The sequence below is a fragment of the Sulfuricurvum sp. genome, from assembly GCF_028688295.1.
Taxonomy (GTDB): Bacteria; Campylobacterota; Campylobacteria; order Campylobacterales; family Sulfurimonadaceae; genus Sulfuricurvum.
In genome coordinates this window covers 1-22552 of sequence record NZ_JAQTYM010000002.1, presented here as the reverse complement: position 1 = coordinate 22552, position 22552 = coordinate 1, and the positions used below count along the sequence as shown (strand labels likewise).

The 22552-nt window shown below is 43.0% G+C and carries 24 protein-coding genes and 6 tRNA genes; 15 read left to right on the top strand and 15 right to left on the bottom strand.

What is annotated here, in order from left to right; genetic code table 11:
• Window positions 1-8: 8 nt before the first annotated feature.
• On the top strand, window positions 9-701 hold the full coding sequence (locus tag PHR02_RS01030; RefSeq protein WP_299987668.1) for a 5'-methylthioadenosine/adenosylhomocysteine nucleosidase: 693 nt from the start codon (window positions 9-11) through the stop codon (window positions 699-701).
• A 16-nt stretch (window positions 702-717) separates the two neighbouring features.
• Window positions 718-1449: an ATP-binding protein gene (locus PHR02_RS01025; RefSeq protein WP_299987665.1), complete on the top strand. Its 732-nt coding sequence runs from the start codon at window positions 718-720 to the stop codon at window positions 1447-1449.
• On the opposite strand, the gene PHR02_RS01020 is transcribed toward PHR02_RS01025, so the two are convergent.
• Together PHR02_RS01020 and mutY are read right to left on the bottom strand one after the other, a co-directional pair.
• Complete coding sequence (locus tag PHR02_RS01020; RefSeq protein WP_299987662.1) at window positions 1439-1879, bottom strand: hypothetical protein; 441 nt, start codon at window positions 1877-1879, stop codon at window positions 1439-1441. The genes PHR02_RS01025 and PHR02_RS01020 overlap by 11 nt on opposite strands.
• A 12-nt stretch (window positions 1880-1891) precedes the next feature.
• Window positions 1892-2857, bottom strand: a complete 966-nt coding sequence (mutY, locus tag PHR02_RS01015; protein WP_299987659.1) for an A/G-specific adenine glycosylase — start codon at window positions 2855-2857, stop codon at window positions 1892-1894.
• Between the two features lie 38 nt (window positions 2858-2895).
• Between mutY and PHR02_RS01010 the strand changes: the two genes are divergently transcribed.
• Window positions 2896-3471, top strand: coding sequence for a YigZ family protein (locus PHR02_RS01010; protein ID WP_299987656.1), 576 nt, complete (start codon window positions 2896-2898; stop codon window positions 3469-3471).
• On the opposite strand, the gene PHR02_RS01005 is transcribed toward PHR02_RS01010, so the two are convergent.
• Both PHR02_RS01005 and PHR02_RS01000 read right to left on the bottom strand, forming a co-directional pair.
• Window positions 3472-4437 (bottom strand): DUF3137 domain-containing protein, encoded by a 966-nt coding sequence (locus PHR02_RS01005; RefSeq protein WP_299987653.1) that lies wholly within the window; start codon window positions 4435-4437, stop codon window positions 3472-3474. It abuts the gene before it with no gap.
• Window positions 4434-4991 (bottom strand): LemA family protein, encoded by a 558-nt coding sequence (locus PHR02_RS01000; RefSeq protein ID WP_299987650.1) that lies wholly within the window; start codon window positions 4989-4991, stop codon window positions 4434-4436. The genes PHR02_RS01005 and PHR02_RS01000 overlap by 4 nt, the downstream gene beginning before the upstream one ends.
• Before the next feature lie 82 nt (window positions 4992-5073).
• Between PHR02_RS01000 and PHR02_RS00995 the strand changes: the two genes are divergently transcribed.
• Together PHR02_RS00995 and PHR02_RS00990 are read left to right on the top strand one after the other, a co-directional pair.
• Window positions 5074-5511, top strand: a complete 438-nt coding sequence (locus tag PHR02_RS00995; RefSeq protein WP_299987647.1) for a glycine zipper 2TM domain-containing protein — start codon at window positions 5074-5076, stop codon at window positions 5509-5511.
• Window positions 5508-5726: a hypothetical protein gene (locus PHR02_RS00990; protein ID WP_299987645.1), complete on the top strand. Its 219-nt coding sequence runs from the start codon at window positions 5508-5510 to the stop codon at window positions 5724-5726. The genes PHR02_RS00995 and PHR02_RS00990 overlap by 4 nt, the downstream gene beginning before the upstream one ends.
• Before the next feature lie 62 nt (window positions 5727-5788).
• Here the strand turns inward: PHR02_RS00990 and PHR02_RS00985 are convergent.
• From PHR02_RS00985 to PHR02_RS00955, 7 genes are all read right to left on the bottom strand, one after another.
• Window positions 5789-5865, bottom strand: a tRNA-Asp gene (locus PHR02_RS00985).
• A 12-nt stretch (window positions 5866-5877) separates the two neighbouring features.
• Window positions 5878-5953: transfer RNA gene (locus PHR02_RS00980), tRNA-Val, on the bottom strand.
• Window positions 5954-5984: 31 nt separating this feature from the next.
• A tRNA-Asp gene (locus PHR02_RS00975) sits at window positions 5985-6061 on the bottom strand.
• Between the two features lie 12 nt (window positions 6062-6073).
• A tRNA-Val gene (locus PHR02_RS00970) sits at window positions 6074-6149 on the bottom strand.
• A gap of 54 nt (window positions 6150-6203) precedes the next feature.
• Window positions 6204-6279: transfer RNA gene (locus PHR02_RS00965), tRNA-Glu, on the bottom strand.
• A gap of 16 nt (window positions 6280-6295) precedes the next feature.
• Window positions 6296-6371: transfer RNA gene (locus PHR02_RS00960), tRNA-Lys, on the bottom strand.
• A 79-nt stretch (window positions 6372-6450) separates the two neighbouring features.
• The gene (locus PHR02_RS00955) at window positions 6451-7545 is read right to left on the bottom strand and encodes a CinA family protein (protein WP_299987643.1); all 1095 of its coding nucleotides are present in this window, start codon (window positions 7543-7545) and stop codon (window positions 6451-6453) included.
• Window positions 7546-7643: 98 nt separating this feature from the next.
• On the opposite strand from PHR02_RS00955, the gene ileS reads away from it, so the two are divergent.
• From ileS to PHR02_RS00905, 10 genes are all read left to right on the top strand, one after another.
• Window positions 7644-10394 carry an isoleucine--tRNA ligase gene (gene ileS / locus PHR02_RS00950; RefSeq protein WP_299987641.1) on the top strand — a complete coding sequence of 917 codons (2751 nt, stop codon included), beginning with the start codon at window positions 7644-7646 and terminating at the stop codon, window positions 10392-10394.
• On the top strand, window positions 10394-10519 hold the full coding sequence (locus PHR02_RS00945; RefSeq protein WP_299987639.1) for a hypothetical protein: 126 nt from the start codon (window positions 10394-10396) through the stop codon (window positions 10517-10519). Before ileS ends, PHR02_RS00945 begins: the two co-directional genes overlap by 1 nt.
• Entirely contained in the window at window positions 10516-11856 is a 1341-nt protein-coding gene (gene gatA, locus PHR02_RS00940) for an Asp-tRNA(Asn)/Glu-tRNA(Gln) amidotransferase subunit GatA (RefSeq protein ID WP_299987637.1), read from the top strand. Before PHR02_RS00945 ends, gatA begins: the two co-directional genes overlap by 4 nt.
• A gap of 4 nt (window positions 11857-11860) precedes the next feature.
• Window positions 11861-13306, top strand: coding sequence for an IMP dehydrogenase (gene guaB / locus PHR02_RS00935; RefSeq protein ID WP_299987635.1), 1446 nt, complete (start codon window positions 11861-11863; stop codon window positions 13304-13306).
• A gap of 100 nt (window positions 13307-13406) precedes the next feature.
• Window positions 13407-14678, top strand: a complete 1272-nt coding sequence (locus tag PHR02_RS00930) for an O-acetylhomoserine aminocarboxypropyltransferase/cysteine synthase family protein (protein ID WP_299987633.1) — start codon at window positions 13407-13409, stop codon at window positions 14676-14678.
• Window positions 14679-14686: 8 nt separating this feature from the next.
• On the top strand, window positions 14687-15784 hold the full coding sequence (locus tag PHR02_RS00925; protein ID WP_299987632.1) for a homoserine O-acetyltransferase: 1098 nt from the start codon (window positions 14687-14689) through the stop codon (window positions 15782-15784).
• Window positions 15781-15975 carry an exodeoxyribonuclease VII small subunit gene (gene xseB / locus PHR02_RS00920; RefSeq protein ID WP_299987630.1) on the top strand — a complete coding sequence of 65 codons (195 nt, stop codon included), beginning with the start codon at window positions 15781-15783 and terminating at the stop codon, window positions 15973-15975. Before PHR02_RS00925 ends, xseB begins: the two co-directional genes overlap by 4 nt.
• Window positions 15975-16766, top strand: a complete 792-nt coding sequence (locus PHR02_RS00915; protein ID WP_299987628.1) for a carbon-nitrogen hydrolase family protein — start codon at window positions 15975-15977, stop codon at window positions 16764-16766. Before xseB ends, PHR02_RS00915 begins: the two co-directional genes overlap by 1 nt.
• A gap of 1 nt (window position 16767) precedes the next feature.
• Window positions 16768-18741, top strand: coding sequence for a sensor histidine kinase (locus PHR02_RS00910; protein ID WP_299987626.1), 1974 nt, complete (start codon window positions 16768-16770; stop codon window positions 18739-18741).
• A gap of 57 nt (window positions 18742-18798) precedes the next feature.
• A complete protein-coding gene (locus tag PHR02_RS00905; protein ID WP_299987624.1) occupies window positions 18799-19476 on the top strand; it encodes a ThiF family adenylyltransferase in 678 nt (225 codons plus the stop codon).
• A gap of 79 nt (window positions 19477-19555) precedes the next feature.
• On the opposite strand, the gene PHR02_RS00900 is transcribed toward PHR02_RS00905, so the two are convergent.
• From PHR02_RS00900 to PHR02_RS00885, 4 genes are all read right to left on the bottom strand, one after another.
• Complete coding sequence (locus PHR02_RS00900; protein ID WP_299987622.1) at window positions 19556-20014, bottom strand: c-type cytochrome; 459 nt, start codon at window positions 20012-20014, stop codon at window positions 19556-19558.
• A gap of 121 nt (window positions 20015-20135) precedes the next feature.
• Entirely contained in the window at window positions 20136-20366 is a 231-nt protein-coding gene (locus tag PHR02_RS00895) for a hypothetical protein (protein WP_299987620.1), read from the bottom strand.
• 298 nt (window positions 20367-20664) lie between these two features.
• Window positions 20665-22104 carry an efflux transporter outer membrane subunit gene (locus PHR02_RS00890; protein ID WP_299987618.1) on the bottom strand — a complete coding sequence of 480 codons (1440 nt, stop codon included), beginning with the start codon at window positions 22102-22104 and terminating at the stop codon, window positions 20665-20667.
• The coding region (locus tag PHR02_RS00885) for an efflux RND transporter permease subunit (RefSeq protein ID WP_299987616.1) at window positions 22097-22552 on the bottom strand (456 nt) is incomplete at its 5' end. The genes PHR02_RS00890 and PHR02_RS00885, both read right to left, overlap by 8 nt.

The following is a 22552-nucleotide window of genomic DNA, read 5'->3' as shown; positions in this document are numbered from 1 at the left end:
GGAAAAAAATGAAAATAGCCATTATGGGTGCGATGCGTGAAGAAATTGATCCGATTTTGAGTGCTTTGGGCGAATATAAGAGTGAAGAGCATGCCGGAAATATCTTTTATTCGGCACATTATGCAGGGCATGACTTGGTTATCGCTTATTCAAAAATCGGGAAAGTGTTCTCAGCAATTACTGCTTCGGTGATGTTAGAGCGTTACGACGCGAAAGCACTTCTCTTTAGCGGTGTTGCGGGAGGAATCAGTAAAGAGCTCAAAATCGGTGATTTGATTATGGCGAGTGCATTGTGTCAGCATGATGTTGATATTACTGCATTTGGTCATCCTGATGGGTTCATCCCTGAGAGCAGTGTCATGATCGAATCGGATGATGATTTACGCTCTCTTGCATCGGAAATTGCGATTGATATGGGTGTTGATCTCTATGAGGGGATTATTGCTACTGGTGATCAGTTCGTCGCATCCGCTGAGCGCAAAGGGTGGATTGAAAAGACCTTTAATGCGGATGCGTTAGAGATGGAGGGGGCGAGTGTGGCGTGTGTATGTCATAACTTCGGCGTTCCGTTTTTCGTCCTTCGCTCTATCAGTGACAGCGCGGACGGGGATGCAGGAATGGATTTTGATACGTTCCTCAAAAGCTCTGCACAAGTGAGTGCCAAATTTATTTTAGAGATGGTAAAACGCATTGGCGATTAAACTCAGCAAAAAGATTATGCGCCAGATCGGTCGCACTAACGGGACGTTCGGACTTATAGAAGAGGGGGATAAAATCCTCGTCGGATTGAGCGGCGGTAAAGATTCTCTCACGATGGTTCACGCGATGCGTGAACAACAACGTCGGGCTCCGTTTAAATTTGAGATATTAGCTGTGACGGTGACGTATGGGATGGGGGAAGATCTCTCAGCGCTCATAGCTCATTGTGCCGAACATGGGATTCCTCATGAGATTCATGAGACGAATACGTATGAGATTGCGGGAGAGAAAATTCGTCAAAACTCTTCGTTTTGCAGTTTTTTCTCTCGTATGCGAAGAGGTGCATTGTACTCTGCCGCAGAGAAATTCGGATGCAATAAAGTAGCCCTCGGACATCACCTCGATGATGCCGCAGAGAGTTTTTTTATGAATCTAATCTATAACGGTCATTTAAGAGCGTTAACACCCAAATATAAAGCCGGAAATGGTCTAATCGTGATTCGTCCCCTTATACAGCTACGAGAACGTCAGCTTGCCGCGTGTGCGCTAGAGAATGAGATGCCAACCATCGGAGATGAAGCGTGCCCATCGATGCGGTTTGATGTCAAGATGCCTCATGCACGAGCTAGTATGAAAGTGATGTTAGGAGAAATGGAGCAAAAATATCCAGATCTGTTTGTTTCGATCAATTCGGCATTCGGTCACATTAGCGATGACTCTTTTTTTGACCCTGAACGATTTAATATTTAACTTCTTCGTAATCGAAACGCTTTTGTTGCAAGAATCTAATTAGTCGTTCTTGGTAAATTTTGGAGTCATTATCGTGGGTGCATTCTCGTAATCGTTCCAGATGATCCGGTTCGATTTTAAGAGCGTATCGCGGAACAAGTCGAAGCTCTTTGATAACCTCGATGAGAAATGCTTCTTCTCCTAAATGCTTTTTGGTATTAATTCTGTTGAGGTACTCGTTAACCGTGATCACTAAAGCATTTGCTCTATCTCTATCGTTATAGATTTCTGCAGCGATCTCTTCGAGTGTTTTTTGGTAATGAGCAAGCGGCTCAGATGATCCTGAGATTAAAACAGCATAGGTTTTAGCACGAAATTCTAATGAAGAGTGATGATAAACAAATATCTCCCTAAATGCACTAAAAAAATAGTTTTTAATTCTTCGTAACATTTAAGTCTCCCCCTATTTTTTGGAATTATACCCTAATAATGCCATAGCTTTATGGTCGGCTCGACTCAGCGCTAGGTTAGTAATTTCTTCAATATCAAACCACTCATACTCTTCAGAATGAAACGGTTGCTCGCAAAGATATACTTCCGCTAAGAGGGTAAAGTGTGAATAGTGTTGCGTAATAGTACCAAGATGATGGGATTCTTTTGTTGGATGATCTTCGATTTGCATAAATCCCCATAGCCCATGTAGAAACTTTTCTTTTCGCTGTTGGAGAGCGTAATGGTTGTCTTGGGTGTAAAGGATGATAGCACGATGTCGGATAGGTTTGATCGCTTTGATTTTTGGTTCGGGGTAGGTGAGGGGATCGGTTTTACCTTGACATGTTTTATTAAGAGGACAGAGATTACATTGCGGTTTTTTGCTCAGGCACAGTGTCGCCCCTAAATCCATCATTGCTTGATTGAATTTAAAGGGATGAGAAGGGTCAAAAAGAGTATAGGCATATTCCCACAGCTTTTTTTCATCACGTGCTTTAAATGCATAATAGCGGTGCAATATACGCTTCACATTGGCATCGAGAATCGGCAATGATTCGTCAAAAGCAAATGCGGCGATAGCATGGGCGGTAGAGCGTCCTATACCACTAAGTTGCATCAACTCATAAGCATTGGTAGGAAGTGTACCGTTGCACGTTTTAGCGGCATTATGGAGATTTTTAGCTCTTGTGTAGTATCCAAGTCCTTCCCACATTTTTAGAACATCGTCAAGCTCGGCATCGGCTACATCTTGCAGTGTCGGGAATCGTTCTAAGAAGGGGAAATAGAAACGCTCCAATACTGTTTTGACTTGCGTTTGTTGAAGCATAATTTCGCTGAGGTAGATGTGATAGGGATCGTTAGTAGTGCGCCAAGGAAGATCATGGCGACCATGGGTTTCATACCAATGCAATAATGATTGTTGAGGGGTAAGTTTCATGGCGATATTATATAATGGCACTATTAAGAAGGGGTTTTATGGTAACGGTCAATGTAATAAGTTCAGATACAATCGAAATTAAAGGGTCGAAATTTATCGCCTTTTTAATGCCGATGTCAATGTATAACGAACAAATGACATTGCTTCGTGCGCTCCATCCCAAAGCGGTTCATTGGGTGAGTGCATATCGCTATCTCAATGAGTTCGATCAGATCGTCGAACACAGCGGTGATGATGGTGAACCAAAAGGGACATCAGGAAAACCGACTTTGAGCGTGTTGCAAGGGCATGACCTGATCAATGCCGCGATCATCACGGTGCGTTATTTCGGCGGGACAAAGCTGGGACCCGGAGGATTGGTGCGTGCCTATGCCGAAGCGGCGAATGCGGCGTATGCGCAAGCGGAGTTATTGCCCTATGAAAAACTCATAATCGAAAAAATCGAATGTAACTACTCGAATGTCTCCATGGTCGAATATGAAAGTACTCAAAAGAATATTCGAATCCTCTCAAAAGAGTTCGGAGAGAAGGGGGCGATTTTTGAGATTGAGGGGACGGGGGAAAATAGTGAAGCTTTTTTCACCGTTTTGGGACGTTCTATTCAAAAACTCTAATTACACTTTACTCCACAACTTCTCATTTAGTTTTAACTCTTCCACCAACCCTATTGTATTTTGCAATGTATTGACGTATTCCATCGCCTGTTTATAATCGAGTAATGAGGTAAAGACAGCCGGTTCAAACAAATCTTTTCCCGTACCGATTCCGACGTGGATATGGTTATGGACGAATGAGATGAAAAGAGGATGAGAGATTTTTTTCTGAAAATCCACGATACGCTTCATCATAGAGTGGGAGAGGATATAGCGAGCTTCTATCGGGTCATTTCCATAGACGACAAAATGTTTCTCAAATAACGGATCATCCAGCTGTATTACTTTACCACGCGACATATTCATGGACTGAAGCCATCCTCCAATGAGATTGCCAAATGTTTTTTCAGCAAGATCAGGGAGGATCACCGTTTTTGCTTTGAAGTGTTTGTTAAACTCAGCGACGAGAAAAAGTCCTCGGAAGAGGGTATGCCATTCACTATTGCCTTTTGAATTTTTAGTCTGATATTCGGCATGGACATCGGAAAATTCCAAAGGAACACCGTCAATGGAACCTTTGACATAATCGTTTCCGCTATAGCGGTCAATGGAGTGTTTAAAAAGATCGCTTCTCTCAAAAAGATGCTGTGAAATCATAAAGTCAGGATTGTAGAGGAGATGGGGATCGATGGCATGGATCAGGGGGGTAATGATTTTGGCTTTAAAATCTTTGGCGTATCCGTTGGTCATAAATCGGTAGGTGATTGATGCGATGGCTATAAACCCGATGACAATGCCGATCATCAGAGGGTGAAGCAGTCCGAAATTTTTCCCCATCCAGAGTACTGCAAGTGCAAAAGCAACAATGCCCATCCCACCGTAGAATTTGAGTTGAGAAATGATCTGTTTTCGGGTCTCTTCTAGCTCATTGATAGAGGGGTATAGCTCTTTATAGTAAAAATCGGTAAGCTCAGAGGTCGATTTCATCGATTAAAAAGGGCATTTACATCAACGTTTTGTCGCTCAGTAACGGTGATTTCAAATACAGCTCTACGTTGTAGATTCATCCATCCTGCCACAATGTTGGTTGGGAACATTTCGATAGCATTATTAAGATCGGTGACCGCTTGGTTGTAGGCACGGCGTGCGGCGGAGATTTGCTCTTCGATTTCGTTGAGTGAGCGTTGCAAGTGCATAACATTTTCGTTGGCTTTTAGATCGGGATAGGCTTCCATTGCAATGTTGATCGCACCCAAAGCAGAGGTGAGTTTGGCATCGAGAGCGATTTTTTGATCATTGCTGATTCCCGGTTTCATCGCCTGTGCACGGTATTCGGTCACTTTTTCTAGTGTTGATTTTTCATGCTCCATGTATTGTGAAACCGAAGCGACTAGATTGGGGATGAGGTCGTAGCGTTTTTTGAGGACGGCATCAACACCGGCAAAGATGTTTTCAACCTGATTTTTTTTACCGATCAAGGAGTTGTAGATCAAGATAGCGATGAGGGCTACAACTCCTAGAATTATGAGAAAGATTTGCATTGATTGATCCTCTTGGTTTTAAATACAATTATTGTATCTAATTTTGTAAAAAGAGTGATAAAATAGTCTAAAAGGAGTTCTTATGAAAAACTATTTAGCAATCATTTCTGTTGGGGCAATGTTGATATTGGGTGGATGTGCGACATCAGGTGTTCCGGTTTTGGAAGCAGATGCTTCAAAATATGTACTGACAGCGGAATCTGGATTAATTACTGATGTTAAAGCTGTTGTCCTGAAAGACTCTGGTGGCGGTGGAGCAATTGGAGGCATTAGCGGGGCAGTTATAGGTTCTACAATGGGCGGTGGAAGAGGTTCTGTATTAACAATGCTGGCTGGAGGATTGGTTGGCTTGTATGCCGGAAGTGAAATCGGTAAATCCAATGCACAAGAGCTTTCTGTTTCATTGGATACAAAACAAGAGGTTATTGTTGTTTCAAAAGGGACAGATTTCACGGTTGGACAACGTGTAAAAATTATTAAACGTAACGGTCAAATTTACAATGTGGAATTAGCAAGATGAAAAAAGTGATTGGTTTAATTTTTTTAGTTGCTGCCTTGTTGATCCATGCAAATGAATCGGTAAGTGGATCAAAACAAGAGCACTTACCATTCTTGGGAAAAGATAAGACACTTCAATATCAGAATCAACAAGGGGTAAAGCAAAAAGTATTGAAGGAAAAAAAAGAACAAACAAAAATTAAATCATATCCAAGAGGAACGATAGCGACGCATTAAAATAAATATTATTTGAGTTAAAAGTATGAAATGTGATTATGAGTCAATGAAGAAAGTAAAAGTGGCGCAGCGGACGGGACTCGAACCCGCGACCCCCTGCGTGACAGGCAGGTATTCTAACCAACTGAACTACCGCTGCAGCGCCAAATAATGGTGGGAATTACAAGACTCGAACTTGTGACATCTACCTTGTAAGGGTAGCGCTCTACCAACTGAGCTAAACTCCCGAGAGTTTTAAAACGAAAATCAAATAACATATGGCGCAGCGGACGGGACTCGAACCCGCGACCCCCTGCGTGACAGGCAGGTATTCTAACCAACTGAACTACCGCTGCAGCGCCAAATAATGGTGGGAATTACAAGACTCGAACTTGTGACATCTACCTTGTAAGGGTAGCGCTCTACCAACTGAGCTAAACTCCCAAATTAAGATGAAAAATCATCTCATTTGTAAATCAAATAACATTTTGAAACAAGTGGCGACCCCTAAAGGATTTGAACCTCTGTTCCTACCATGAAGTGATAGTGTCCTTGGCCACTAGACGAAAGGGTCACTGAAATCAACAATATGGTGTCCCGTGATGGATTCGAACCATCGACCCCTTCATTAAAAGTGAAATGCTCTACCAGCTGAGCTAACGGGACCTCTTCAACCATCGAAAGAAGGACGATTGTGAGGGCGAAATTATAGGGGAAAGATGTTGTTTTGTCAAGCTAATTTTGTTTAAGCGGTAAAAAATAGCTCTCGGTCTATATTTAGGAGCATTTTTACAGCCATTAGAACGCTTTGTTCTTGAATGTAGTTACGATCACCTTCGAAATAGTAGCGTTCTGTATGAACAGAGGTTTTGGAACGTGCACTGATATAGACAGTTCCAACTGGTTTTGCTTCACTACCACCAGTAGGTCCTGCAACACCGCTAATCGCTAAGGCAAAATCAGCAAAACTGACATTCATAGCCCCTTCGGACATCTCTAAAACAACTTCGGCACTGACGGCACCGTGGTGTTCGAGAGCCGTATCATCAACGGCCAACCAATTGGCTTTAAGGGTATTGGAATAGGTGATTAAAGAACCCTCATAAATAGTTGAAGCACCACTTTGAGACGTAAAGAAGTGGGCTAATGATCCTCCGCTACAACTTTCGGCAAAGGAGAGTTTTTTATGCTGATGGGTAAGCCGTTCAATAATGAATGCCGCAATATTACTTGCAGCAATCACTTTATGATGCATTAAACCACGTGCTGAAGCGATAAATTGTGAGAGATTACCATGTCGGCGAGTATGGATACGAATTTTCAGCCACCCCTCCACCAGTTCACTAAATTCGAGTTTGACATCAAAATTTTGAGCTAGCGGTTCAAGAAGGGTTTGGGCGCTGAGAAGTTCTTCGTTAAAGAGGTGTATGGTTGCAAATCGTGACTCATCATCAATAAGAATCGGAGGAAGCATTTTTCCCTCTGTTGCTAAAATAACGTTGATCTCAGAGTTGTTATGACTCAGCAAATAGCTACCGTTTTCTAAGATACTGGCACGTGATGGGATAAGCATTTGCTCTTTTAACACTTGATTGTCAGCGGTGACGGTACTGAGTAGTTTACCGACGATGGTAAAAGTGTTTTTAGTAGTGATGATGATGAGCTTAGATTCGTTTTTCAAAAGCCCTTCAAGATGGAGAAATAACCCTTTGTCGGATTCTTCAAAATAATTGATTGAATCAATGGAAGCAAGATGAATTTTAATACTTCGAAGGATATAACGCTCATACGCTTCATTTAAAATCAGCCGATTCCCTACGAAAATAACATCACGTTTCATGGTTTTCCTGAGTATAAAATTGGGATAGTATAGCACAGTGACAGCAAATTTTAATCACCTAAGAGATATAATGCACCACTTTTTCTATAAGGTAACAGATGGATTATAAAGAGACCCTCCTTCTACCTCAGACCGAGTTTCCGATGCGCGGAAATTTGGTTCAAAATGAGCCTACACGCTATAGTGCGTGGATTGCTAATGACGTTTACGGCCGTATGAAAGCCAATCGTAAAGGTGCCGAAAGCTTTACGCTGCATGATGGACCTCCGTATGCCAATGGTCACACCCATATCGGTCACGCCCTCAATAAAGTGCTTAAAGATATTATTGTCAAATATCACTATTTCAACGGTAAATCGGTTCGTTTCACTCCGGGATGGGATTGTCATGGGCTACCTATCGAGCAACAGGTTGAGAAAAAACTGGGCGGAAAACAGAAGAAAGAGCTTCTTAGTACCGCAGAAGTGCGCCAAATGTGTCGTGATCATGCGAGTGAGTTTGTCGACATCCAACGCGAAGAATTTAAAAAACTGGGTGTTATCGCTGATTGGGATAATCCGTATTTGACAATGGATTCCAAATTTGAAGCGAATATCTATCGTACCCTTTGCGCCGTGGCGAAAAAAGGGTTATTGATTGAGCGTTCAAAACCGGTCTATTGGAGTTGGGCGGAGCGCACTGCGCTTGCCGAAGCCGAAGTCGAATACGAAGACAAAGAGGACTACTCGATCTATGTCGCGTTTGAACTCAGTGATGAGGCAAAAGTACGTGCAGGGATCGAGGGGAACGCCGCCATCGTGATTTGGACAACGACACCGTGGACATTGCCTGCCAATACGGGGATCTCTCTCAACCCTGATGAGGTTTATGTTCGAACATCCGATGGTTACATCGTTGCTGAAAAACGGTATGAATCGATGATCGAAGAGGGTGTTTTCAGCGGGACGGTCGTTCAAAAGATCGAAGCGAAAAAGTTCGAAAATCTTTATGCAATCAATCCTTTAAACGGTCGCGGTTCACACTTGGTGTTGGGTGAGCACGTTTTGATGGAGAACGGTTCGGGATGTGTTCATACCGCTCCGGGACACGGGGAAGATGACTACCGTATCGGACTTCGCTATAACCTCGAAGTGGTGATGCCGGTTGATGAGACGGGATGTTATGATAACACCGTCGTCCGTGAAAAACTTCTTCCGAATCCTGAAGAGTTCGTCGGTAAACATATCTTTAAATGCAATGAACCGATCATCGAATTGTTAGGGGATAAAGCACTTAAAGTATCGAAGTTTCGCCACTCCTACCCACACTGCTGGAGAAGTCATACACCGCTTATTTACCGTGCGACGAAGCAGTGGTTTATCAGCGTCGATGGAATCCCTGAGGGTGAGACAAAAACGCTTCGTGAAATTGCACAGGCTGAAGTAGCCAAAACGGCGTTTTATCCTGAGAGTGGACGTAACCGTTTGGGTTCTATGGTTGAAAACCGCCCTGACTGGTGTATCTCACGTCAGCGCGACTGGGGAGTTCCAATCGCATTTTTCCGCGTTAAGGCAACGGGCGAAGTCATCCTCGATGAGAAAGTCCTCAACTTTATCGCGATGATTTTCGAGATGCACAGCACCGATGCGTGGTACTCAATGAGCATCGAAGAACTCCTTTATCCGGGATGCCCGTATAAAGCGGACGAACTCGAAAAAGTTTCCGATATTCTCGACGTATGGTTCGATAGCGGTTCGACGTGGAATGCGGTTCTTAAATCACGTAACTACGATGCGGGAGAGTATCCTGCCGATTTGTACATCGAAGGAAGTGATCAGCATCGTGGATGGTTCCAAAGTTCACTCTTTTTAAGTACGGCAGTGGAACATATCGCTCCGTACAAAGCTCTTTTGACTCACGGTTTCACCGTTGATGAGAAGGGTGAGAAAATGTCTAAATCCAAGGGGAACGTCGTCGCTCCTGAAACAGTTCTCAAAGAGTACGGAAGTGAAATCTTGCGTCTGTGGGTAGCGATGAGCGACTATCAAGGGGATCTGAAAATCTCCGGCAATATTCTCAAACAAACAGCGGATCAATACCGAAAATTGCGTAATACCTTCCGTATTATGCTCGCTAATCTCGATGGATTGGACGCTATCGTTCCCTACAGTGAAATGGGTGAGATCGATAAATGGATTGTCGCCAAAGCCAAAGAGGTGTTTGATGAAACCCATCGTTTGTTCGGAGAGTACAATTTCGTTCACGGGATGAGCGGACTGAACTATTTCATCGTTAATGAACTCAGCGGAGTTTATATCGATATTACCAAAGACCGTATGTACTGTGACGGCGCTAATTCTGCAGAACGTCGTTCGACGCAAAGCGCAATGGCAATCATCGCTAAATCGATGCTTGGATTGATCGCTCCGATTTTAACCTATACCGCCGATGAGATTTTCGAGAATGCCCCCTCTATTTTAAAGGGAGAGGCTAACGATATTTTCGATGTAACCTATGCTTCGATCGCACCAGTAGAGAGTCTTTGGGCTGAAGAACGTGCTAAAGCGATTCGTTTAGCATTTAACGAAATTGTTGATGGATTGAAAAAAGAGAAAGTGATCAAAAATACGCTCGAACTTGTTATTTCAACAAATATGCCACATACGTTCGACAAAAAAGATATCGAAGAGTATCTCGTCATTTCCAAATGGTGCGCATGTGAACTCAAAGATATTTTAGGAACATTCGAACTTGATGGATGGAAATTTAATATTGCCCTCGCTTCCAAAGCCAAATGTCCGCGTTGTTGGAAATACCACAGTGAAGACGAAGAGACACTTTGCCCTCGTTGTGCGCAGGTAGTCGCTTAATGATCGATGTCACACAACCCGTCCCTCTGAGCTTCGTCGCCGAAACGGTCGGGGTTATTTTCATCGTAATAGCTTTGGGGATTATGATGGTGAAAAATGCAAAACGTAGAAAGGAAAGTGTATGATCACACTCAAAGAGGCGTTAAAGCTCTCAAAAGAAGAACTCAGCTCACTCAAAGAGGAATTGAAAGCCAAGATTGCTGCCAATAGTGAGCTCAATGCCTATATCGATGTTCTCAACGTCGGTGAGGGGATTCCCATCGCGATCAAAGATAACATTCAAGTCACCGGATGGTCGGTGACTTCGGGGTCGAATATCCTAAAAGGGTACATTGCTCCCTACAATGCGACCGTAATCGAAAAACTTTTAGTGGCGAATATGTCACCGTTTGGTCGCACCAATATGGATGAATTTGCGATGGGTTCAACGACGGAGAGTAGTTGTTACGGTAAAACATTGAACCCGCTCAACCATAACTGCGTTCCGGGAGGAAGTTCTGGCGGTTCGGCAGCGGCAGTGGCGGCAGGGTTAGCGGTTGCGGCACTTGGAAGTGATACCGGCGGATCGATCCGTCAACCGGCAGCATTTTGCGGAATCGTAGGGATGAAACCGACGTATGGTCGTGTCAGCCGTTACGGATTGGGTGCGTATGCGAGTTCCCTCGATCAGATCGGACCGATGACCCAAAACGTCGAAGATGCGGCGATTTTGTACGACATTATCCAAGGGTATGACCCAAAAGATTCGACCTCTGCGGATCGACATGACGGCACCGTAAGTGATAAACTTGACGCAAACGTTAAATTAAAAATTGCAATTGTTCCCGATTATGTCAAAGATGCCTCCGAAGATGTTCGCAAAGCGTATGACAAAGCGGTCGAAGCGCTGAAAAACGGGGGACACACCATCGTCGAAAAAAGTCTGATGGATCCGAAATACGATATCTCAGCGTATTACATTACGGCGACGGCGGAAGCGACGACGAACCTTGCCCGTTATGACGGTATCCGCTACGGTAACCGAGTCGAAGGGGAAAATCTCAAAGATACATTCCTTCAAACTCGCTCGCAAGGTTTCGGAGCCGAAGTACAACGCCGTATTATGCTCGGAAACTTCGTTCTATCATCGGGTTACTATGATGCCTATTATGTCAAAGCCCAAAAAGTACGCTCATTGATCCAAGAGGAGTATAATAAGATTTTCGAAGAAGTTGATCTTATTTTAACGCCTGTCGCTCCTCGTACCGCGTATGAATTCGGTGCCTTGAGTGATCCGCTTGAGATGTATTTGAGCGATATTTACACTATTTCGGTCAATCTCGCAGGTCTTCCGGCGATTTCGATTCCCGTTGATAACGCGACAAACGGTATGCCTGTCGGTCTTCAACTCATTGCCGCTCCGTATGCGGAGCAAACACTCTTTAACGGGGCGCTTAGCCTCGAAACTCAACTACAAGGATAAACTCATGAATATTCGTAAACGCGCCCTCACTTTTGAAGATGTATTGCTCATCCCTAAATACTCTGAGGTTCTTCCGAAAGAGGTGAGTTTAAAAACGATGTTGACCCGCAATATCCCCCTCAATATTCCGATGGTTTCAGCAGCGATGGATACGGTTACTGAATACCGTGCGGCGATTGCTATGGCTCATTTGGGCGGGATTGGGATTATCCATAAAAACATGGATATTGAAACCCAAGTCAAACAAATCAAAAAAGTTAAAAAATCCGAGAGTGGTATCATCATCGATCCGATCTTTGTTCATCCTGACGCGACGCTCGAAGATGCTGAAGCCTTGATGAATGAGTTCAAAATCTCTGGTGTCCCTGTTGTCGATGAGCATAATAAACTGCTCGGTATTTTGACCAATCGTGATATGCGTTTTGAAAAAGATTTGTCTAAATTGGCAATCGATGCAATGACCCCTATGCCGCTTATCACCGCAAAAGCAGGGATCACGTTGGCGGATGCAGAGCAAATGATGCACGTTAACAAGATCGAAAAACTTCCGATCATCGATGATAACGGTTTACTCAAAGGGTTGGTTACGATCAAAGATATTAAAAAACGGATCGAGTACCCTCATGCGAATAAAGATGATTTCGGTCGTCTCCGTGTCGGTGCGGCTATCGGTGTGGGTCAGATGGATCGTGCACGCGCTCTTGTGGATGCGGGTGTTGATGTCTTGGTTTTGGACTCAGCTCATGGTCATTCAAAAGGAATTTTAGACACCGTAAAAGCGATCAAAAAAGAGTTGGTCGTTGACATCATCGCAGGAAATGTTGCGACGGGTGAAGCGACGTTGGCACTCATCGAAGCGGGTGCCGATGGGGTAAAAGTCGGTATTGGACCGGGATCGATCTGTACAACTCGTATTGTGGCAGGTGTGGGTGTTCCTCAAATTTCGGCTATAGATGAGTGTGCGGCAGTAGGACGCAAACACGGAGTGCCGATCATTGCTGATGGCGGTATCCGTTATTCTGGTGACATCGCGAAAGCGTTAGCTGTGGGTGCAAGCGTTATTATGGCGGGATCACTCCTCGCGGGAACCGAAGAATCCCCAGGTGATACCATCATGTATCAAGGGCGTCAATACAAATCATACCGCGGTATGGGCTCTATCGGAGCGATGACCAAAGGCTCAACCGATCGTTATTTCCAAGAGGGGACTGCAGCGGATAAACTCGTTCCTGAAGGGATCGAAGGACGTGTACCGTTTCGTGGAAGCATCGCGGCGGTAGTGCATCAAATGATGGGCGGTCTACGCTCTTCTATGGGATATTGCGGATCTGAGAGTATCGAAGCGTTCTGGGATAAAGCGGAATTCGTAGAGATCACCAGTGCAGGGCTTAAAGAGTCGCATGTTCATGATGTTATTATCACCCAAGAGGCACCGAACTACCACGTATAAATAATCCTTATTAAACTAATGGACATTATTCCATTAAGGAAACTTGGGAAATACTGTGGGATGGCGATACAATTGCACCAAACAATTACAAAGGATGAACATGCAACTTCAAACTGAAGCACTACACGCAGGATACGATAAAGATACCCAACGGACGATGGCAGTACCAATGTATATGAGTACCGCTTTTGATTTTGGGAGTACCGATTTTGCGGCAAGCAGTTTTAATCTACAGCAAGGGACAGATAATGTCTATACCCGAGTAGGTAATCCTACAACAGCTGTTTTGGAAAAACGATTTGCTGTTCTAGAAGGTGGTAGCGGTGCATTGGCGGTAAGCAGTGGGATGAGTGCTATATTTTACAGCATCCTTAATGTTGCGCAAGCGGGAGATAATATTATCGTTGCCAATCAACTCTACGGCGGAACGGTGACTCTTTTTTCTCAAACACTCAAACGATTGGGAATTGAAGCAAGGTTTTTTGATATTCACTCACCTGATGCTATTGAAGCTTTAGTGGATGAGCATACCCGATGTCTATTTTTTGAGAGTATCACCAACCCGAGTATCGATGTTCCTAATTTTGATGCACTGATCGCTATTGCAAATAAACACAATATACTCACGATTGTTGATAATACGGTTGCTACCCCTATGTTATGTCAGCCGTTGTTGCTAGGGGTGGATGTTGTCGTTCACAGTGCGAGTAAATATACTACGGGTCAAGGGCTTGCAATCGGCGGATTAATCGTTGAGCGAAAAAATTTAGCCGAGAAAATCAAAGGAAACCTCCGTTATCCCGATTTTAATACCCCTGAAGTGAGTTATCACGGATTGGTGTTTGCCGATTCGGTCGTCAGTGGTATTTTATTTACCTTTAGAACTCGAATGATTCTTATGCGTGATACGGGAGCGGTATTAAGTCCATTTAACGCGTGGTTGTTTATTCAAGGGGTTGAAACGTTATCACTGCGGATGAAACAACACTCTCAAAGTGCATTGCAAATTGCACAGTGGCTAGAAAATCATCCTCGTGTTAAAAAAGTAAACTATCCATTGCTAGAGAATGATAAAAGCTATTCCAATGCACAAAAATATCTCACTAAGGGTGCGAGCGGATTGCTCAGTTTCGAGGTAGAAGATTTTGAAACGGCAAAAAAAGTATTGGATAATGTTGAGATATTCTCAATCGTGGCTAATATCGGAGATAGTAAATCGATCATAAACCACTCCGCTTCGACAACGCATCAACAACTTAGCCCAGAGGAATTGAAAAAAGCGGGCGTGAGTGCAGGTTTGATCCGTTTAAGTGTCGGATTGGAAGATGGTGATGATTTGATTGCTGATTTGAAAGCGGCGCTTGACGCGTAAAGGGCATTATGTTAAATCTGCAAATCAAGAGCGAGCATTTTACTAACCCTCTCTATTTGGAGAGTGGGCGTATCTTAGAACCGTACGATATTGTCTATGAAACGTATGGGGAGCTAAACGAAGCAAAAGATAATGTAATCGTGATTTGTCATGCCCTCACGGGTTCTCATCATGCGGCAGGGACGTATGATGGGGATAACAAGAGTGGATGGTGGGATGGACTTATAGGGCAGGGAAAAGCGGTTGATACCGACCGATTTTTCGTGATCTGTACAAACGTTTTGGGGAGCTGTTTCGGTTCGACCGGACCGATGTCGATGCGCTATCCCTATCAGGAACCCTACCGTTATAAATTTCCCGTCATTACGATCCTCGATATGGTGAAAGCACAGCGGATATTGTTTGATCGTTTGGGTATTCATCAAGTCCATGCCATCATCGGCGGATCAATGGGGGGGATGCAAGCGTTAGCCTTTGGTGTATTTTTCCCTAATTTTGCTAAAAAAATCATAGCTATGGCAACAACAGCGGCAACACAACCGTGGGCTATCGCGTTTAACAAAGTAGCTCAGGAAGCGATTCTAAAAGATCCTGAGTTTAAAAACGGCTATTATGACTCCGAAGCAATCCGTGAAAATGGACTCAGCGGTATGGCAATCGGCCGTATGGCAGGGCATATCAGCTTTTTATCGCATCAATCGATGACCAAGAAGTTTGGGCGTGAATACAAACGGACAGATGGATTGTTTGAACTCTTCGGTAAATTTCAAGTTGAATCGTATTTGGAGTACAACGGCTATAATTTTACGAAGTGGTTTGATCCACTATCGTATTTGTATATCACCAAAGCAATTAATATTTACGATCTCTCACGAGGTTTTGATTCACTTGAAGAGGCTTTAGGTAAAATCAATGCGGAACTCTATCTGGTCGGATTTGAAAAAGACATCCTTTTCCTCCCAAGCGAGATGGAGAGTATTCATACCGCGATGAGGGCATTAGGGAAAACAAACAGTGATTATCTTGAAGTACCAAGTGATTACGGACATGATGCTTTTTTAGTAGAAATTGATAAAATAGAGAATTACGTTCGGGAGGCACTATGAGTAACGAAGAGAGTTTTGAAACGAAGATAACAAATGCCAAAGTAATTTTAGAAAAGCTAATGGATCCTGCATTGGCGATGAATGAGAGCGTGAAAGCGTATGAAGAGGGGATGAAAGAGCTTAAAGCCGCCGAAACGATGCTTCAAAATGCTCAGCTACAGATTCAAATTATTAAAAATCAGGAGCAATAATGCGTGTTGCGATACTCCAACTCCCCTCCATCGGTATGGGGAGTAACAAGCTTGAAAGTTATGCTCGTATAGCCAATCAAAAAGGGGTAAAACTCGTTTTGATGGGAGAATATCTCTTGAACCCATTTTTTAAAGAGTTAATTCAAACTCCGGTGAGTATGATTGCTGAACAAAGTACGCATCAAATCGAGACACTTAAAGCATTGGCTCTGAAATATGATCTTACTTTCGTTGCTACTATCGTTACCGTAAAGAAAAAAGAGTGTACTAAGATGATTGCCAAGGTAAACGCCCGTAGTGTCACCTATTACCCTCAACAGTTTTTGATTAATTACCCCCATTGGAATGAAGAGAAATTTTTTAATAATCCTATAGAACCGGTTAAATCTCCCATGATTTTTGCGTGCGAAGGGTTTAAATTTGCCGTAATGGGAGGTTTTGAGACCCATTTTGATCCGTTGTGGGAAGCAGTGAGTTCGAAAGTAGTGGATGCGGTTTTAGTCCCGAGTGCTTCGACATTTGAATCGCATAACCGTTGGCGTGAACTTTTGAAAACGCGAGCTTTTACCCATAATTGCTATATTTTGCGCGCTAATCGTGTCGGAGAGTATTGTGATGAAAAACATGCCTGGAAGTTTTACGGTGATTCTATGGTGGTATCTCCTGATGGTGAGATCGAAGCAGATCTTGGGAATACTGAAGAGCTTTTGATTGTTGATCTGGACCGAAAAAGCCTTAGTGAATCACGAAAAGGGTGGGGATTTAAAGAGGCGTTACGAAAACGTAAATAAAGTGATAAAACTCTTTTTTCTTTTTTTTACCCTCTTTTTTTCGCTTCAAGCGGCTGTTTTACAACTCCATCATGATTCTTCATCTTCCATCGAAACATCAATCGAGTACTTAGAAGATCACGATGGAAATATTTCTCTTAAAGAGATACAAAAAAGTACGTTTGCTCCCTATACGAAAGAACGAAGTGTAAATTTTGGTTTTACACAATCGGTCTATTGGTTTAAAATAGATCTGAATAATTTTAGTCCGAACCAAAATAAAAAGTGGTGGGTTAAAATAGATTATCCGTTATTGGAATCTATCGACCTATACTTGATAAAAAATGGTGGAGAAGTACTCAAATATCAACGGATGGGGACCTCTCAACCTTTTCATACAAGAGAGGTGGCATCGCACCATTTTATCTCCGAGCTTCCCCTTAAAAATATTGCAGATTCGACGTTGTTGCTACGGGTAGAAACGCAAAGCTCTATGCAACTTCCCCTCTCAATCCTCTCATCTGAAGCGCTGTTGGCGGATATGGAGCAGAATAATTTTTTTGTTGGGATTTATTACGGTCTTTTTATTATTATCTTACTTTATAATATTGTCCTTTTCATCTATACAAGTGATCTAAACTATCTGCGCTACATCCTCTTTTTAATCTCTTTTATTTTGTGGCAGCTTTCATTTGACGGTTTAGGGATCAAATACGTATGGGGAGACGCACGTTGGTTGATTGAACATGGATCGAGTGCTCTAATAGCTTTCACCTCTTTTTGTGCCCTTTATTTTAGCCGCCATTTTCTCAATACACCACGCTTTACTCCACGTATGGATAAAATTATTGTTGGGATGATGATTTTTAGCATCGTTATGGTGATTGTATCATCGATTCTACCCTATGGCAGGGTCATTCCGATCAATGCGCTTTTAGCATCGATTATGCCAATCGTATTGTTGAGTGCAGGTTTATTGGTGATGCGGCATGAATATAGGGCAGCTCGATTTTATGTAGCCGGGTGGAGTTCGTTGTTGATTGCAACGATTATATTTGCTTTCAATAAATTTGATTTGATACCAAGTTTTTACGGTGTCAATCATGTTCAACAAATTGGATCAGCGGTTGAGATGATTTTTCTCTCGCTGGCACTTGCCCACAGAGTTTATCTACTACAACGTGAGTATATTGGAAAGCTGAACCATTTGAATGATTCTTTGAGTGATAAAGTAAAAATAGCGCTGGATGAAGCACGCATGAAAGACCGGTTATTTGTACAGCAATCGAGACTTGCAGCCATGGGAGAGATGATAGAGCAGATTGCTCATCAATGGCGACAACCACTCCATACACTTGCATTAATCAATCAAGATATGTATGTCAAGCAAAAACTCGGAACCTGTGATGAAGAGTATTTTGATCAAAGTCATGAACGGATTGATGAACATCTCCAATACCTTTCTAAAACCATTGACGATTTTAGGAATTTTTATAAAACCGATAAGTCAATTTCGCTAGAAGATGTTGGAGAATTAGCTGCAGATGCACTGAGACTCAGTGATGTATTCTTAAAATATGCCAAGATAAAGACCTATCTTGAGGTTTCGACAACACGAAAAGTGAATATTGCTAAAAATGAGATGATTCAAGTATTAATGAATTTAATCAAAAATGCACATGACGCAATTATAGAACAACGCATCTGTGATGGTAAAATCATTGTTAGTGTTGAAGATAACGATACCGGAATCATGGTTTGTGTTGAGGATAATGCTGGGGGGATTGCTCCGAGTGTGTTAGAAAAAGTATTTGATATTTATTTTACAACGAAAGATCCGGAATATGGAACCGGACTTGGGTTACACATGTCTAAATTTATCATCGAAGAGAGTTTCGGGGGGAAAATATGGGTGGAAAATATTAATGGTGGGGCCCGTTTTATTATCCTTTTGCCAGGCGAGAATCCAAAAACCTTAGTGAGTAAGTCTGAATAGAGATCAATTTTACCAAAACGATGATATGCTAACTGAAACATCCACAGGAGAGAGAATATGATGCATTATTTCCACCGTCAAGTGCAGTTGTGGGGAGAAGAGACGCAACGTTCACTGCAATCAAAGAAGATCGCAGTTATCGGGAGTGGAGGGCTTGGATCATCATTAGCGTTTGCTTTGGGTGCATCTGGGATTGGCGAGATTCATATGGTAGACTTTGATACGGTAAGTCTCCATAACATCCATCGTCAAATCGCTTTTAAGAGCGGTGATGAGGGGAAATATAAATCCAGAGTGTGCGCTGAGTTGATCGAAGCACGTTGCCCCTATGTCAAAGTTCAGGCGCATGTTTGCAGTTTTGAAGAGTTTGCACAGATGAGTATCGATGTAGACCTCATTATCGATGCGACTGATAATCTCCCCTCACGTGGAGCTATTAATAGCTATGCTAAAAGTAAGGCTTTACCTTGGGTATATGGATCTGTTGAAGCATTTAACGGACAAGTATGCTTCTTTGAAGAGGCTTCTTTTACAGAACTGTTTAAAATTACTCAAAAGACTCCAGCAGGGATAGCAGCGCCTATCGTTATGCATATTGCTTCACTACAAGCTAATTTAGCATTACGCTATCTTGCGGGGCTTAGTGTGAAAAAAGATAAACTTTACTATTTGTTTTTTAATGAAGAGGGGGAATTGGTAACGCAAAAGTTTGCGCTACCAAAATCAGAAGATTAAATTCTGACTCGAAGAGTCAAACTTTAGTGCCATAGCGGCTAGCGTAGATCAAGGGATTTTATTCCTTGATCGTTCAAAATTATAGTGCCGATATATGTTTGGCGAGTGCGTTGATTTGCGCGTCGTCAAGTGCTTTAGCTTGCCCTTGCATAAGTGCTTTCATCTCTTTACCATAGGTACCTGCTTGATACCCTTTGAGCGCCTCTTTTACCTGAGTTTCACTAAACTGGGCAATGATCTGTGATTTATTCAATGCTGCTTTTTCACCTTTTGCTCCATGACATGAAGCACACTTTTGGCCATAGAGAGCTCCACCGTCGATACTGGCAACTACGGGAGTCTTAGGTGCTTCAATTACAGGTGTGGCAACCGTAGCGGGTTCTTGTTCAGGAGCTGGGGTGGTAGTAGCTATAGGTGCTTCTGTGGATACAGCTGCAGATGTGACTTCAGGGGTAGGGATTGATGTTTCGGTTGGAGTGGAGTCATTACTGCATCCTAAGAGTAAAAGGGCACAAACGACACTGATAAATGATTTCATAGAGAATTCTCCTAAGTAATTTAGGATATTTTAACAAAGTTTTGATGGTTTAAGATTAAAGAAGAGAAGAAAGGAAAAAGTATTTCACACCGAGGTGTGAAATGAACTAACTAAGTTAAACTTATTTAGCTTCAGTAGTAGCAGCTTCAGCAGCAGGAGCAGCTTCAACAGCAGCATCAGCAGCAGGTGCAGCTTCTTCAGTAGTAACAGCAGCTTCTTCAGCAACAGGTGCAGCAGCTTCTTCAGCTACTGGTGCAGCTTCTTCAGTAGCAGCAGGTGCTTCAGTTGTTGCAGTCTCGCTGCATCCGATAAACATTGCAGCCAAAAGCAACGCAGAAATGATTTTCATCATGGTAAGGCTCCTTAAAAAAATATGGCGGAAGTATACCACTAGTTCCCCCATACTTGTCAAGTATTTTTTGAATAATTTTGAAATATTTTTTTAAAACGCCTATTATAGGGGTTTACTAGAGATTTATTTTTTTTCAAATTTTCTAAAATCTAGTAAAATTGGGTATTAGAGATGGATTTTTTTTTCAATTTTTTCGCTTTTTTTGTATCTGTTTACTTTTGATTGTCTATTTAGGGGCATTTAAAGAGGGAGAAAGAGAGCTTTTTTTCTCTTTCTTGTGTGCAAAAGGGTGATTATTTTATCTGCCTGCCGGAAGCAGATCAGGTAAAGGTGGAGTTTGTTCTTCACTCCATCCTCCCCCTAATGCTTTATAAAGTGAAACGGTAGAGATGAGGAGATTTTGTTTTGCTATCAATAGTTGTTGAGATGCTTGTAACCACTGCTGCTGTACGAGGAGCATATCGCTGTAGTTTATCGTTCCTACCTGGTAACGTAGCTTGCTTTGCATAAGGGCTTTTTGAATCGATTGTGAACGTGCAGTTTGATAGGTGAGTTGTTCTTTTGCTTTGGCGGTTTGTCCTAGTGCATTGTCGGTGTCGTTAAACGCACTTACGATACTCTTTTTATAGGCAGCTAAACGTTGGTTTCGATCCGCTTCGGCGGTTTTGATCTCACCCGCAATTCGTCCAGCTGAAAAGATCGGTACACTGATCGAGGGAGCTATTTCCCATATTCGAGCCGGATTAGAGACAAAACTGCTTAGTTCTAAACTTTGGACCCCTAACATCCCTGTTAGTTTGATACTCGGAAAGTAGGCGGCACGAGCGACACCGATCATGGCATTCGCCGCTATCAAGTTTTGTTCTGCTGATGCGATATCAGGACGTTTGTTTAAAAGATCTGAACTTAGCTCTGAGGGTATCTTTGGAGTATGTATAGAATCTAACGGTGACGTGCTGACCGTTTTTGGATTACGTCCCAAGATGAGGTTATAGGTTGCTTCCTCGGCAATTTTAGAGGCTTCCAGCGAAGAGAGGGTTGCTTTAGCACTTTCGTGTTCGGATAACGATTGCAGTAAAACACTCTCAGCTATAACGCCGTGTTTGTATTTGAGTTCGTTAAATTTGACGATTTCATCGGTTAGCGTGAGGTTCTCTTTTGCCAAATTAATCTGCCCTTGCAGGGATGAGAGTTTGATATAAGAAGCCGCGACACTCGATGCAATGGAGAGTTTGAGTGTTTGGGAAGCATACTCACTTGAGAGGAGTGCCGCGCGGGCTGATTCGTTGGCACGGCGCACTTTTCCAAAGAGATCGATCTCATAACTCGCTAATGATAACGATCCTGCGTAGGTAGAGGTAATTCCCTCTCGCAGCTGAAAACCTCCGTTAGAAGCATTATCGACACTCTTGCGATTGAGTGAGCTGGAAGCATTGATTTGCGGATAGAGGTACGATTTAGCCTGATCAAATTTTCCTAAAAGTGCATCAACGGAAGCTTGGGATGATTGTATGTCGAAGTTGGTTTTCAAAGCCTCTTCAATAGCACGGTTAAGCGGTTCGTCTTGGAAACTTTTCCACCATTGAGTATTGAGACGTTGTTGAGCTGTTTGGTTAACATCTTTTTGGAGAAAGTTTTCAGGGACGGTAACATCGGGGCGAACGTAATCGGGTCCGATAGCACACCCTCCTAAAAGAAGAGCGCTTAGAATAGTCAGAGAGAGCGGGGTGTTATTCATGATCGGCTCCTTTGGCAGGTGAGAATTTTTCTTGGGCGGTAGCAACCCAATAATATAGATACGGTATAAAGTAACGCTCGATAAAGGTTGCCGCAAGCATCCCACCGAACATCGCTACCCCGATCGAGAAACGTCCTGCCGCTCCTGCCCCTGAACTGAAGATAAGTGGTAGCATCCCTGCTAGGAAAGCAAACGAGGTCATCATCATAGGGCGATAACGCAACCGTGCCGCTTCCATCGCCGAATCATAGACGCTTTTACCCATTTGACGCTGCTCTTCGGCAAACTCTACCACCAAGATAGCATTTTTAGCCGAGAGGGCGATAAGGGTGAGTAGACCGATTTGGAAGAAAACGTTGTTATTTAGCCACGGAATCAACCATACGATGGCATACGCCCCCATGATCCCATAAGGGACGGCGAGCATGATCGAGATCGGTAATGTCCA

Excerpts from the sequence above, each read along its gene's own strand:
- PHR02_RS01030 (WP_299987668.1), top strand. The coding sequence starts at position 9 with ATGAAAATAGCCATTATGGGTGCGATGCGTGAAGAAATTGATCCGATT.
- PHR02_RS01025 (WP_299987665.1), top strand. The coding sequence starts at position 718 with ATGCGCCAGATCGGTCGCACTAACGGGACGTTCGGACTTATAGAAGAG.
- PHR02_RS01020 (WP_299987662.1), bottom strand. The coding sequence starts at position 1,879 with ATGTTACGAAGAATTAAAAACTATTTTTTTAGTGCATTTAGGGAGATA.
- mutY (WP_299987659.1), bottom strand. The coding sequence starts at position 2,857 with ATGAAACTTACCCCTCAACAATCATTATTGCATTGGTATGAAACCCAT.
- PHR02_RS01010 (WP_299987656.1), top strand. The coding sequence starts at position 2,896 with ATGGTAACGGTCAATGTAATAAGTTCAGATACAATCGAAATTAAAGGG.
- PHR02_RS01005 (WP_299987653.1), bottom strand. The coding sequence starts at position 4,437 with ATGAAATCGACCTCTGAGCTTACCGATTTTTACTATAAAGAGCTATAC.
- PHR02_RS01000 (WP_299987650.1), bottom strand. The coding sequence starts at position 4,991 with ATGCAAATCTTTCTCATAATTCTAGGAGTTGTAGCCCTCATCGCTATC.
- PHR02_RS00995 (WP_299987647.1), top strand. The coding sequence starts at position 5,074 with ATGAAAAACTATTTAGCAATCATTTCTGTTGGGGCAATGTTGATATTG.
- PHR02_RS00990 (WP_299987645.1), top strand. The coding sequence starts at position 5,508 with ATGAAAAAAGTGATTGGTTTAATTTTTTTAGTTGCTGCCTTGTTGATC.
- PHR02_RS00955 (WP_299987643.1), bottom strand. The coding sequence starts at position 7,545 with ATGAAACGTGATGTTATTTTCGTAGGGAATCGGCTGATTTTAAATGAA.
- ileS (WP_299987641.1), top strand. The coding sequence starts at position 7,644 with ATGGATTATAAAGAGACCCTCCTTCTACCTCAGACCGAGTTTCCGATG.
- PHR02_RS00945 (WP_299987639.1), top strand. The coding sequence starts at position 10,394 with ATGATCGATGTCACACAACCCGTCCCTCTGAGCTTCGTCGCCGAAACG.
- gatA (WP_299987637.1), top strand. The coding sequence starts at position 10,516 with ATGATCACACTCAAAGAGGCGTTAAAGCTCTCAAAAGAAGAACTCAGC.
- guaB (WP_299987635.1), top strand. The coding sequence starts at position 11,861 with ATGAATATTCGTAAACGCGCCCTCACTTTTGAAGATGTATTGCTCATC.
- PHR02_RS00930 (WP_299987633.1), top strand. The coding sequence starts at position 13,407 with ATGCAACTTCAAACTGAAGCACTACACGCAGGATACGATAAAGATACC.
- PHR02_RS00925 (WP_299987632.1), top strand. The coding sequence starts at position 14,687 with ATGTTAAATCTGCAAATCAAGAGCGAGCATTTTACTAACCCTCTCTAT.
- xseB (WP_299987630.1), top strand. The coding sequence starts at position 15,781 with ATGAGTAACGAAGAGAGTTTTGAAACGAAGATAACAAATGCCAAAGTA.
- PHR02_RS00915 (WP_299987628.1), top strand. The coding sequence starts at position 15,975 with ATGCGTGTTGCGATACTCCAACTCCCCTCCATCGGTATGGGGAGTAAC.
- PHR02_RS00905 (WP_299987624.1), top strand. The coding sequence starts at position 18,799 with ATGATGCATTATTTCCACCGTCAAGTGCAGTTGTGGGGAGAAGAGACG.
- PHR02_RS00900 (WP_299987622.1), bottom strand. The coding sequence starts at position 20,014 with ATGAAATCATTTATCAGTGTCGTTTGTGCCCTTTTACTCTTAGGATGC.
- PHR02_RS00895 (WP_299987620.1), bottom strand. The coding sequence starts at position 20,366 with ATGATGAAAATCATTTCTGCGTTGCTTTTGGCTGCAATGTTTATCGGA.
- PHR02_RS00890 (WP_299987618.1), bottom strand. The coding sequence starts at position 22,104 with ATGAATAACACCCCGCTCTCTCTGACTATTCTAAGCGCTCTTCTTTTA.